Here is an 11,952-nt window from a genome sequence, read left to right as displayed (position 1 = left end):
TCAACGCGGGGGAGATCCGGGTGGCGCCCTTTTGTCCAAGGGCACCATGCTCACGTGAGCAGACACGATTTTCCACCCCGATGGCAGGCGCACCCAGGTCTGGGTCTGGAAACCGTGCAAAGGGGTGTCGCTGCGACGGAACTCGCACATGGCCACCGCCATGTCGGCGCCGAAGGTGGTGATCCGCACATCGTGCAGGGCGCGCGTGAAATCAGGGGCTGGCACGCTGGCGCGGTAGGCCACCAGGGCCGCGTGGCCTTTTTGCGTGTCGGCGATGCCGTAGCGGGTGACGGCATCGTGCTGCCAGAAATAGCCGTTGAGCACGTCTGCATCGTTGGCCATGAGCGCGGCCTCGTAATCGAGGAACAGCGCGGTCAGCTCGGCGACAACATCGGGGCGGTTGACCTGGTCGGGTGGCAGGGTCATGGGATCGATGGGAGACGGGTGGTGAGATGGGGGGTGATCGTCATGCCGGTGGCAGGCACCTGCGGCCCGCTCACAGCGGCGTGGCCACCACCGGCGCCAGCGCCGACAGCAACTCGGCGCTGGGTGCGGTCCAGCCGACGATGCCGCCTTGCGCGCGGATCATCGCCAGCGTGGCGGCCTTGAATTCGGGGAAGTAGCTTTCGGTGCCATCTTCGAGCAGCAGACAGTCGTAGCCGCGGTCGTTGGCCTCGCGCATGGTGGTCTGCACGCAGACCTCGGTGGTCACGCCCATGATGATGAGGTGCGTGATGCCGCGTGATGCGAGCAGCTCCTGCAGGCCGGTGGCGTGGAAGGAGCCTTTGCCAGGCTTGTCGATCACAGGCTCGCCGGGCAGCGGCGCCAGCTCGGGGACGATGCCGTGGCCTGGCTCGCCCTGGATGAGGATGCGACCCATGGGGCCGATGTCACCGATGCGCAGGCTGGGCGAGCCGCGCAGGCGCTTGGCGGGCGGGCAGTCTGAAAGGTCGGGCGTGTGGCCTTCGCGGGTGTGGATGAGGAGGCCGCCGGCGGCGCGCCAGGCGTCCATCACTCGGCGCACGGTGGGGATGATGGCGCGCAGCAGATTGACGTCGTTGCCCAGCGAGGCTCCGAAGCCGCCGGGCTCGACGAAGTCGCGCTGCATGTCGATGACGATGAGCGCGGTGTGCGCGACGTCGAAGTCGAAGTCGAAGGGTTTGGCGTTGAGGGTCAGGGCTGCGGTGCGGGTCATGCGGCCTCCTGGTGTGTGCCGTGGTCGTTCGGCCCGTGGTGGTGTCCGCCCATGAAGCTGCCCAGCACGTGGCGATCGGCGTCGCGCGCGTCGCAACTGTGCACCACCTGGCCTTCGCTCACCACGACGATGCGGTCGGCAAGTTTGAGCAACTCGTCGAGGTCTTCGCTGATGAGCAGCACGGCGCCACCGGCGTTGCGCACAGCCATGATGCGCGAGTGGATCTCGGCCACGGCGGCGAAGTCGAGGCCGAAGACGGGGTTGGCCACGAGCAGCACGTCGACCTGGCCGTCGAGCTCGCGCGCCAGCACGGCGCGCTGCACGTTGCCGCCCGACAGCGATCGGATGGGGGCGTTTTCGCCCTGGGTCTTGATGCCGTAGGTGGCGATGAGTTCGCGCGCTTGCTGGCGCAGCACGCCGCCGCGCAGCCAGCCGCCGCGCGCGGCCGGGGCCTGGTCGAAGCGGCGCAGGCCGATGTTCATGGCCACGCTGAGGTCGCCCACGCTGGCGTTGCGCAGCGGCTCTTCGGGCAGGCTGCGCACATTCAGTCGTTGGTTCTGGGCGCGGGTGGCGCGGTAGGCCTCGCCGGCCACGAAGACCTGTCCACCGGCGCGGTCGCGCTGGCCGACCAGGGCTTCCATCAGCTCGCGCTGCCCGTTGCCCGAGACGCCCGCCACGCCGACGATTTCGCCGGCCTTGACGCTCAGGCTGAAGTCGCGCACGGCGCGTTCGCCGCGGTCGCCATCAACGTGCAGGCCTTCGATGCGCAGGCGTTCGCTGGCATCGGCAGGTTGTGCTGTGCGTTCGAGTTCCTGGCCCAGCGTGCCCATGGCGGCGCCCGAGTTCGCCGAGTCGGCCTGGCCCATCATCTCGGCGCCCAGCATGCGCGGCGTGGTGTCGGCCACGCGGTGGCTGCCCATGAGCTTGCCCCGGCGCAGCACGCTGACGTCGTCCGACACCTCCATGACCTCACGGAACTTGTGCGAAATCATGATGACGCTGACGTCGCCGGCGTGCGCACGGTCGCGCAAGGCGCCCAGCACCTCGTCGGCCTCTTGCGGGGTGAGCACGGAAGTGGGCTCGTCGAGGATGAGCAGGCGCGGCTTGAGGTAGAGCTGCTTGAGGATTTCGAGCTTTTGCTTCTCACCGGCGGACAGGTCGACCGGCCGGGCGTCGAGGTCGAGCTTGAAGGGCGTGGTCGACATGAAGGCTTCGAGCTCGGCGCGCACCTGCTTCCACGGGATGACGGCAGGCAGTGCGCCCTTGGCCAGCAGCAGGTTCTCGGCCACGGTCATGCCGGGCACGACGGTGAAATGCTGGTAGACCATGCCGATGCCGAGTTCGCGCGCCACCACGGGCGAGGTGATGGCGTGTTCGCGGCCGTCGATGAGCACGGCGCCTTCGTCGGGCAGGTGGTAGCCGACGATGGCCTTGACCAGCGTCGATTTGCCTGCGCCGTTTTCACCGAGCAGGGCGTGCACGGTGCCGGGGCGCACCTCGATGTCGACGTGGTCGAGTGCGGTGAAGGCGCCGAAGCGCTTGGTGAGCTGGTAGGTGCTCAAGGCCAGCGCACCGGTTTTGGGGGCGGGCTGCAGGGTGGGGTCGAGCGGGGCGGTCATGGGCGGGTCCTGTTCGCTCAGTTCATGGTGGATTCAAGCGGCCATCTCGCGGCGGAAGACTTCGAGGGTGCGGGCCTTGACGCGCACGAACTCGGGGTCGGACATGGTCTCGGGCACACGGGGTCGGGCCAGTGTGAAGGGCACGATCTCGGCGATGCTGGTGGGGCGGCGCGTGAGCAGCAGGATCTCGTCGGCGAGGAAAACGGCGTCCTCGAGGTCGTGCGAGACGATGACCATGGTGGTGCCGGTGGCGAGGTGGGCTTCCTGCAGCTTTTCGCGGATGAAGAGGGTCATCTCGAAGTCGAGCGCCGAGAAGGGCTCATCGAGGAACATGACTTCGGGGCGCGGTGCGAGCGCGCGCATGATGCACACGGTCTGCTGCTGGCCGCCGGAGAGCTCGTAGGGGTAGCGTGACAGGTCGAATCGGATCTCGAAAAGCTTGATCAACTCTTCCACGCGGGCCTGCACGTCGGCCTCTTTCATGCCTTGCCTGCGCAGGGGGTAGGCGATGTTGTCGCGGGCCGTGAGCCACGGAAAAAGCGCGTCACGGTAGTTCTGGAAGACGTAGCCGATCTTGGTTTCTTTCAGCGTCTTGCCGTCGAAGAGGATTTCGCCAGCGTCAAGCGGAATGAGGCCGGCGATCATGTTCATCAGCGTGGACTTGCCGCAGCCGTTGGGGCCGAAGATGGAGACGATCTTGCTGCGGGGCAGGTCGAGGTTGAAGTCGGTGTAGAGGGGGGCGCCGGCGAAGGATTTGCACAGGCCGCGCACGGTGACGTGGGGGCGGGACTTGGTGGCCTCTTGATGAAGGGCCATCGGTTCATCGTTCATCAGGACGGCGGCGTTCATGGGGTGGTCCTTTTGAAAGAAGATCTGGGTGGGTTGGAGGTTGTTGTTGGGTTGGGGGTTGGGCGGTGAAACCGAAGCGAGCAGTGGGGCGCACGGCTCCGCTCATGTCCTCCGCCCAGGCTGCGCCTGGGCTCCCCCTTTACTTCGCTGCGCCATGCACCCCACTGCCCGCTTCTTTCACCGCGCAGGTGGTGGGAAGGGGGTTGATTGCGGCGTTTGCCGCAATCAACCCCCCAGCCTTCGCGCAGCGAAGGCACTGCCAGAGCGCCGCGCAGCATTGGCGCGTGGGTGGCTGGCGCAGCGAAGTAAAGGAGGAGGGCGGGCGCAGCCCGCCCGGGGGACATGAGCGGAGCCAGCCACCCACGCGCCAATGCCGGCACAGCAAAGGCAGGACCGAGCGGAGCACCACTCATGCTTTCCCACTCCAGTGAACCAGCCTCTTCTCGATCAGCAAAAAAACCAGGTTGAGCGCATATCCCAAAGCACCGGTGATCAGGATCGACGTGTACATGTCCTTGACGTTGAAGACCTGCTGCGCATCGATGATGCGGTGCCCCAAGCCCGTCTCGGAGCCAATGAACATCTCCGCCACGATGACGATCACCAGCGACATCGACACGCCCGTGCGCAAACCCACGAAGGTCTGCGCCAGGCTCTCCATCAGCATCACGTCCTTGAACACGTGCCAGCGTGAGACACCCATGATCTGCGCCGCCATCACGCGGGTCTTCTTGGCGTTCATCACGCCGTAGGCGCTGTTGAACAGCACCAGCAACACGGCCGCGAACGCCGCGATCGCAATCTTGTTCGCGTCGGTGATGCCGAAGATCAGCAGGAACAGCGGGATCAGCGCCGACGAAGGCGTGGAGCGGAAGAAGTCGATGAGGAACTCGACGCTGCGGTAGGCGTTGACCGAGCTGCCCAGCATCACACCCAGCGGCACACCGATGACCACGGCGATGCCGAAGGCCGAGAGCGTGCGCACCAGGGTCGACATGAAGTCTTCACGGATGGCTCCGGTGACCACCACCTCCCACAAGTGCGCGAGGGTCTCGCTGGGCGGTGGCAGCAGCACAGGCTTGACCCACTGGGCCGATATCACCAGCTGCCAGACACCGAACAGCAGCAAGGGGCCAATGAACGGCAGCAGCCGAGCATCGAACAGACGGTCCAGGGGCTTGGGGATCATGGCTTCAGCCCACGTAGATCAAGGGCTTGACCGGCACCGCGCGCGAGAAGATCTTGCGCTCGGTGAAGATGTCGAAGAACTTCTGGAAGTAGCCCAGGTCGGACGCCGTGAACTCGTTGTAGAGCGTGAAGCCGGACAGCGGCACTTCCTGCACCAGCGACGGGTCGATGGCGGTGAAGCCGTCGATGTGCTTGCGCACCTCAGCCGGGTTCTTGCGCACGAAGTCCACCGCACGGGCGTAGGCCGCGATGTACTTCTTGGCATCGGCCGGTCGCTCTTTCAGGAAGGTGGTGGTGACGCTGGCCGAGCCGCCGAACCAGGGCGCATCGGCCGCGCCCAGCACGTACTTGCTGATCACGCCGTTCTCCAGCACGCGCGTGAGGCCCTTGAGGCGGCCGGCTGTGCCTGTGGGCTCCAGCGTGTAAACCGCGTCGAGCTGGTCGGCAGCCAGCGCGGGCACGTGCTGACCGATGGGCAGCTCGACCACCTTGGCATCCGGGATGCCGTTCTTTTCCAGGATGATCTTGGCCAGGGTCACGTTCTGGATGCCGGGGCCCGATGCCACGCGCTTGCCCTTGAGCTCGGCGATGGACTTGATCGGGCTGTCCTTGGGCACCACGAACTGGTCGAGCACCAGCTTGTGATTCGAGGGGTTGGAGCAGATGATCTTGAACAGGTTGGGCGAGGTGATCTCGGCCAGGCCCAGCACCGCCGAAGCCGTGCCGTTGGCAGAACCATGGATGCGGCCGGCGATCATGGCTTCGGCCACCTGCTGAGCGCTGGCGAACTTCACGCCCTCGACGTTCAGCCCCGCCTCCTTGAAGAAGCCGCGCTCGAGCGCCGTGTACAGCGGCAGGCCCGAGGCAATGGGCCAGTAGCCGATGAGGATCTTGTCGTCTTGCGCGCGCGCCGAAGGCAGGCTGGCACCGAATGCCAGGGCAGCGGCGGAGGTCTGGATGAACTGACGGCGAGACGTGCGCATGGGTTCGGCTTTCGGGTGGGGGTGATTTGGGGCGTGGAGGAAGGATTCAGCGGGGTGGGGCAGCTCACCAAACGGCCATCAAGCCGCCCTGGCCACGCCTGCTGCAGGCGCCACCGATGGCCAGGCCTGCATGGCGCGAATCAGGGCTTTGGAGTCCGACACCGCGCCGAACACGCCGCCCTGCATCTTGATCATCGAGAAGGCGGCGGCGTGGTTGCCCGGGTCGGTCGCGCCAGTGCAGTCGGTCAGCATCACGCACTCGAAGCCGCGGTCGTTGGCGTCGCGCATGGTGGTGTGCACGCACACGTCGGTGGTGATGCCCGTCAACACCACGTTCTGGATGCCTTTGGTGTGCAACACCAGTTCCAGGTCGGTCGCGTAGAAGCTGCCCTTGCCAGGCTTGTCGATGATGGGCTCGCCATCGATGGGGTAGAGCTCGGGGATGATGTCCCAGCCCGGCTCGCCGCGCACCAGGATGCGTCCGCACGGGCCGACGTCGCCGATGCCGACGCCGTTGGTGCCGATCTGGCGCGAGCGCCAGCGTTTGTTGGCGGGCAGGTCGCTCAGGTCAGGCCGGTGGCCTTCGCGGGTGTGGATGACGAGCATGCCGACGCGGCGGGCCTCGGCCAGCAACACCTTGAGCGGCTCGATGGGCGCGCGCGTGGCGCTGATGTCGTAGCCCATCTTGTCGACGTAGCCGCCTTCGCCACAGAAGTCGGTCTGCATGTCGATGATGATCAGCGCGGTGTTGGCGGGGCGCAGGTCGCCGTTGTAGGGCCACTGGTAGGGCTGGGCGTCGACGTAGGTGGTGGGGCTCATGCGGCGTCCTTCAGGTCGGGTTGCTCGTCGGGTTGCACGTCAGGCTTCGCGGTGGGGGACAGCAGGTTGGGCTCGCTGCCCCGGAACACCCGCGTTGGCGCGACAAAGCCGCAAGACGTGCCGTCGGTGTGCACCACCTCGTCCTCCCAAGGCAGGCGGGCGAGGCTGGCCACCATGTCCTGCATGAAGGTGTAGGGGCAGTCCTGCGCCCCACCTTTGACGGCGACGTAGCCGCGGTGGAAGAACTGGTGGATGTTGTTCTCCACGCCCCAGTGCACACGGGCTTCGCGGACCAGGTCGGCGCGCACCTCGGCGCACACGATCTCATCAGGGCGGCCACCGCCTTGCGCCATCACGGTGCCGTCGAAGTTGCAGACCATGGCCTCGCCCATCGAGTCGAAGGTGCCGTCGCTGCCGCACAGGCAGACGCTGGCCGTGACCATGAGGTTCTGAAAAGCGTTGGCCTGGTTGGTGATGGACCAGGCGTGGCGGATGGGCGCGGTGTAGCCGGCCGTGCGGATCATCAGCTCGGCGCCCTGGTAGGCGCACTCGCGCGCCATCTCGGGGAACATGCCGTCGTGGCAGATGATGAGCGCGAGCTTGACGCCTTTGGGCCCGGTTATGACGGGGATGCCCATGTTGCCGGGCTCCCAGGGCTCGACCGGCACCCAGGGGTGGTACTTGCGGTAGTAGAGCTGGAGCTCGCCCTGGTCGTCGATGATCAGGCCCGTGTTGTACGGGTTGCCGCCGGCGTTCTTCTCCATGATCGAGAAGCAGCCCCAGATTTTGTTGGCCACGCAAGCAGCCTTGAAGGCGGCCACCTCGGGGCCGTCGAGCGTGACCATGAGCTCATCGGCCGTGCTCATGCTCAGGCCGTGCAGCGAGTACTCGGGGAACACCACCAGGTCCATGCCCGGGTAGCTGCGGCGGGCCTTGCCCACCATGTCCACGATGCGTTGCGTTTGCGACGCCAGCTGCGCCGGGGTCTCGACCACCGGCAGCTGCAGTTGCACCAGGCCCATCACCATGCCCGAAGGCGTCTTGTTCAGGCCACCGAGTCCACTCATCGTCAGGCTCCTTGGTTGACCAACAGGTCAGCGAGAAACACCCAGCTCCATCGGCGCGCCTTGCAGCGAGCGCTTGGGGCTGCAGGTCCAGATCAGGATCAGCAGGGTCAAGGCATAGGGCATGGCGTTGAAGAGGTGGTAGCCCCAGCCGATGCCCACCGACTGCAATGCCGGGCCCAAGGCCCCTGCCCCGCCGAACAACAGCGCCGCGCCCAGGCAAGCCAACGGCCGCCAGCGCGCGAAGATGACCAGGGCGACGGCGATCAGGCCCTGCCCTGACGACAGCCCCTCGTTCCAGCTGCCCGGGTAGTACAGCGACAGCGACGCGCCACCGATGCCGGCCAGGAAGCCCCCAGCCGTCGTCGCCCAGATGCGCACGCCGTTGACCGAGTAGCCCAGCGCACGCGCGGCATCGCTGCTGTCGCCGGCCATGCGCACGATCAGGCCCCAGCGCGTGTTGGCCAAGGCCCAGGCCAGGAACACCGCCAGCAGCACCCCGATGGGGAACAACGCATTGATGCGCAGCGCCGCCTGCACCTGAGGCGAGTCGCTCCAGGCGCCCCACTCCAGCGCAGGAAGTTGCGCTGCTTGCGGCTGGATCAGGGGCTTGCCCAGGTAGAAAGCCAGGCCAGCGCCCAGCAACATCAGGGCGATGCCCGTTGCGATGTCGTTGACGCGCGGCAGCGAGCACAGCAGCCCGTGCAACATCGCCAGCAGCGCCCCTGCAAAAGCCGCCAGCAACACACCCAGCCAGGCCGAGCCGGTGAGGTAGCTGCCGGCAAAGCCGGTCATGGCCGACAGCACCAGCACGCCTTCGAGGCCCAGGTTGATGCGGCCGGATTTTTCGGTGAGGCACTCACCCAGGCTCACGAACAGAAAGGGCGTGCCCACGCGGATGGCCCCGCCCAGCACGGCCAGGGCCACGTCGCCCCACATGCCGCCCAATGAATTCCCCAAGGTGACAACTTCGGCGCTCATGCAGCCTCCTTGTTTTGGCGCAGGGCCTTGAGGGCCTCGCGCTGCAGCCGCTGCCGGCTGGTTTCGTGACCAGGCAGGTTGGGCGCCATCGCGGCGCGTGCCTGCAGCCATTCGCCCAGGCGACCACGCCAGGCTTCGGCCGCCAGGATCAGCACGAAGGCAAAGCCCTGCAGCACCATCACCGAGGCATCGGGCAAATCAAGCCGGCGCTGCAGCAAACTGCCCGCCGCACCGAAGCCGCCGAACAGGATGGCCACCGGCACGATGGCCCAGGGGCTGTGACGGGCCACGAAGGACACCAGGATGCCCGTGTAGCCCAGGCCGACGATCAAGGAAGCGTTGGCCGAGGTGTGCACAGCCACCACCTCGATGCCACCGGCCAGCCCGGCCCCGGCCCCCCCGAGCGCACACGCCGTGATGATCAATCGGTGACTGGGCAGGCCCACCAGGCGGGCCGCGCGCGCGTTGCCACCCACGACGCGGGTGGCAAAGCCATGCGTGGAGCCATGCAACCACAGCCCTGCCGCCACGCAGGCCACCACGCCGATCACCAGCCCCCAGTGCACCTCGTAGCCGGGGATCAAGCCCATCAGCACGCCCTCGGACAGCGGCTGTGTGGAGGGTTTGTTCAAGCTGGCCGGGTCACGCATCGGGCCTTCGACCCAATGCTTGAACAGACCGATGGCCAGGTAGCTCAACAGCAAAGAGCTGATGGTTTCATTGACCCTGCGGTACTGCCGCAACACACCCGCCAGCGCGATCCAGGCTGCACCGGCCAGCGCCGAGGCGATCAGCACCATCAACGTGCCCGCCGCGCTGTCGGGCACCGCGAACAGGTAAGGCAGCCCGGCGCAGGCCAGGCCACCCAGCACCAAGGCGCCCTCGCCACCGATGACCATCAGTCCTGCGCGCTGAGGCAGCGCCACGCAAAGCGCGGTCAGCATCAGCGGCGCGGCGCGCTGCAGCGTGTTCTGCCACGAGAAGGCGTCGCCGAAGGCGCCCTTGAACAGCAGCACCCACGCTTCGACTGGCGAAGCCCCGCCCAGCCAGACGAAGCCACCGAACAGCAGCAGGCTGCCGGCCAGGGCCAGCACCGGCAGCATCACGTTGTCGAACAGCGTGACCCAGTGGGACGATGAGGCCGAAGCTGCGGGTGCCGACATGCTCTTGCCGTCCTCAGATCTTGCCGATGACGCCTTCGACCAGGTAGTTCATGCCCTCCAGGGCCACGTCGGTCTGCTTCATGACGGTGCCCTTGGGGATGATGACCTTGCCGGTGTTGTCCTTGAGCTCGCCCTTGAAGATCTCGAACTCGTCTTTCAGCATGGCGGCCTTGATGGCGTCGGCCTGCTTGCGCGCGCCCTCCGGCACCATCGAGCCGTATGGCGAGGTCTTCACATAACCTTCCTTCAAACCACCGCGCATGAAGTTAGGGTGCGGCTTGCCGGTCTGGGCGGCTTCGAGGATCTGCTTGTAGGGCGTGACCCAGTTCCACTCGGCGCCGGTCAGGTAGGCGTTGGGAGCCAGCTTGGCTTGCGAGGCGTGGTATCCGCAGACGAACTTGCCACGGCGGGCGGCCGTCTCGACGATCACCTTGGGGCCGTCGACGTGCATGGTGAAGACATCGACACCCTGGTCGGCCAGGCTGTTGGTGGCCTCGGCCTCTTTCACGGGCATCGACCAGTCACCGGTGAAGATGACCGAGCAGGTGATGTCGGGCTTGACCGATTTGGCGCCCAGCGTGAACGCGTTGATGTTGCGCAGCACCTGCGGGATGGGCTTGGCCGCGATGAAGCCGATCTTTTTCGACTTCGTCATGTGCCCGGCGATCACGCCGTTGAGGTACTGGCACTCGTCGATGTAGCCAAAGAAGCTGCCCACGCTCTTGGGGTGCTTGGCCGCGTCCCACAGACCGCCGCAGTGCGAGAAGCGCACGTCGGGGTTCTTCTTGGAGACCTCGAGGATGTGCGGGTTGAAGTAACCGAACGAGGTCGGGAACAACAGCGTGGCACCGTCTTGCGAGATCATGCCTTGCATGGTCTTTTGCACGGCCTGGGTCTCGGGCACGTTCTCTTCGCCCACGATCTTCACGCCGGGCAAGCCCTTGAGGGCCATGGCGGCTTCGTAGTGCGATTGGTTGTAGCCGAAGTCGTCCTTGGGGCCGACGTAGATCATGCCGATGGTGATCGGCTTCTGTGCGAAAGCCTGCGTCAGGCCCAGCGGGCCCAGGGCCAGGCCGGCACCACCAGCCCCCACCCCCTTGATCCAGTCACGACGATTCCAACCCGAACGATTGCCTTGGCCCACGGTCATGCGCTTCTCCTTGCACCAGTCAGTTGCAGATGTCACCCCGACTGCACCGGCGCGAGGCACGCGCCGCTCGGTCTTGGTGTACCGACTGGTATACAAGCACAAGGCGTGCCTGATCGAGCTCGGTCAGGGGCCAGCCCGGACTCGTCCGACTGACAGCGAAGGAGAAAAGACGAAGGAGGAAGGACCGCCAGGCGCGTCAGGCGCCTCAGCGGGTGGGGGTGTTCGCGCCGACCGGGGCAGAACCCACGGGCACGACGGCCTTGCCGCTGTCGGCCAGGGCCTGGGCGGCAGCACGAGAGCCGGCTTCGATTCGGGCCATGGTGTCGCCCATTCGGGCCTCACGCAGGGTGGCATCGGGCTCGGCGTCGGCCAGCAGGCGCATGAGCAAGGTGCGCGCATCGGAGGCCGAGAGGTCGCCCTGCCCCACGCGGGCAGGCAAATCGGTCACGAGCGCGGAAGCCAGGGCGCGGCGCAGCGCCGGGTCGCCGCCCGCGCTCAGCCCTTCCCAGCGTTCGAGTTGCTTGTTGAATCGCAGGAAGTGCACCATGCGCGAGAGTTCGCGTTCGGCGTTGGCGTGCTGGTTGGCCACGCCTTGCAGCACCATCCATTCCATGGGGGAGACGTAGTCGGGGCGCGTGTGCACCGGGCCTTCGGGCGCCAGGTCACGCGCCTGGTCGATGGCCATGGCGGCCGTTTCGAGCTCCGCCTTCAAGGCTGTCAGGTCGGTCGAGCCATCGCTGGTGCCCGCCGACGGCGGGGCAAAGGTGACCGGGGCCGAACCCGTCAGGGCCACCGCTGGGTGGCTGGGCGTGGGAGGGACGTCTTCGGCGCGCCAAAGGGCGCCGATCAGCAAGGCCACCACCGCGCCACCGGCGAGGCGCCACTTCATCCGCCCAGGCGCCGAGCGCCGCACGGTGGAGATGGTTTGAGACATGGCAAGC

Annotated in this window: 12 protein-coding genes; all 12 read right to left on the bottom strand. The window is 66.6% G+C overall.

Features of this window, described 5'->3' with window-relative positions:
- Positions 1-426 carry an oxalurate catabolism protein HpxZ gene (hpxZ, locus tag ABG80_RS14230; protein ID WP_058088300.1) on the bottom strand — a complete coding sequence of 142 codons (426 nt, stop codon included), beginning with the start codon at positions 424-426 and terminating at the stop codon, positions 1-3.
- Positions 427-496: 70 nt separating this feature from the next.
- Positions 497-1,195 (bottom strand): cysteine hydrolase family protein, encoded by a 699-nt coding sequence (locus tag ABG80_RS14225; RefSeq protein ID WP_058088299.1) that lies wholly within the window; start codon positions 1,193-1,195, stop codon positions 497-499.
- Positions 1,192-2,814, bottom strand: a complete 1,623-nt coding sequence (locus ABG80_RS14220) for an ABC transporter ATP-binding protein (protein WP_058088298.1) — start codon at positions 2,812-2,814, stop codon at positions 1,192-1,194. Before ABG80_RS14220 ends, ABG80_RS14225 begins: the two co-directional genes overlap by 4 nt.
- A 33-nt stretch (positions 2,815-2,847) precedes the next feature.
- Entirely contained in the window at positions 2,848-3,645 is a 798-nt protein-coding gene (locus tag ABG80_RS14215) for an ABC transporter ATP-binding protein (RefSeq protein WP_058088624.1), read from the bottom strand.
- A 427-nt stretch (positions 3,646-4,072) separates the two neighbouring features.
- Complete coding sequence (locus ABG80_RS14210; protein WP_200964323.1) at positions 4,073-4,852, bottom strand: ABC transporter permease; 780 nt, start codon at positions 4,850-4,852, stop codon at positions 4,073-4,075.
- Between the two features lie 4 nt (positions 4,853-4,856).
- A complete protein-coding gene (locus tag ABG80_RS14205; RefSeq protein WP_058088297.1) occupies positions 4,857-5,834 on the bottom strand; it encodes an ABC transporter substrate-binding protein in 978 nt (325 codons plus the stop codon).
- Between the two features lie 78 nt (positions 5,835-5,912).
- On the bottom strand, positions 5,913-6,653 hold the full coding sequence (biuH, locus tag ABG80_RS14200) for a biuret amidohydrolase (protein WP_058088296.1): 741 nt from the start codon (positions 6,651-6,653) through the stop codon (positions 5,913-5,915).
- On the bottom strand, positions 6,650-7,720 hold the full coding sequence (locus ABG80_RS14195; RefSeq protein ID WP_058088295.1) for a formamidase: 1,071 nt from the start codon (positions 7,718-7,720) through the stop codon (positions 6,650-6,652). The genes biuH and ABG80_RS14195 overlap by 4 nt, the downstream gene beginning before the upstream one ends.
- 27 nt (positions 7,721-7,747) lie before the next feature.
- On the bottom strand, positions 7,748-8,656 hold the full coding sequence (locus ABG80_RS14190) for an ABC transporter permease (protein WP_200964332.1): 909 nt from the start codon (positions 8,654-8,656) through the stop codon (positions 7,748-7,750).
- Positions 8,657-8,694: 38 nt separating this feature from the next.
- Positions 8,695-9,801, bottom strand: coding sequence for an ABC transporter permease (locus tag ABG80_RS14185; protein ID WP_152987665.1), 1,107 nt, complete (start codon positions 9,799-9,801; stop codon positions 8,695-8,697).
- 73 nt (positions 9,802-9,874) lie between these two features.
- Complete coding sequence (locus ABG80_RS14180; protein WP_058088293.1) at positions 9,875-11,011, bottom strand: BMP family ABC transporter substrate-binding protein; 1,137 nt, start codon at positions 11,009-11,011, stop codon at positions 9,875-9,877.
- Between the two features lie 205 nt (positions 11,012-11,216).
- Positions 11,217-11,945 carry a hypothetical protein gene (locus ABG80_RS14175; RefSeq protein ID WP_152987637.1) on the bottom strand — a complete coding sequence of 243 codons (729 nt, stop codon included), beginning with the start codon at positions 11,943-11,945 and terminating at the stop codon, positions 11,217-11,219.
- Positions 11,946-11,952: the final 7 nt, after the last annotated feature.

Source organism: Aquabacterium parvum (assembly GCF_001447195.1).
GTDB classification, from domain to species: domain Bacteria; phylum Pseudomonadota; class Gammaproteobacteria; order Burkholderiales; family Burkholderiaceae_C; genus Aquabacterium; species Aquabacterium parvum.
The sequence above is the reverse complement of the archived record's forward strand: the minus strand, read 5'-3'. Positions and strand labels throughout refer to the sequence as shown.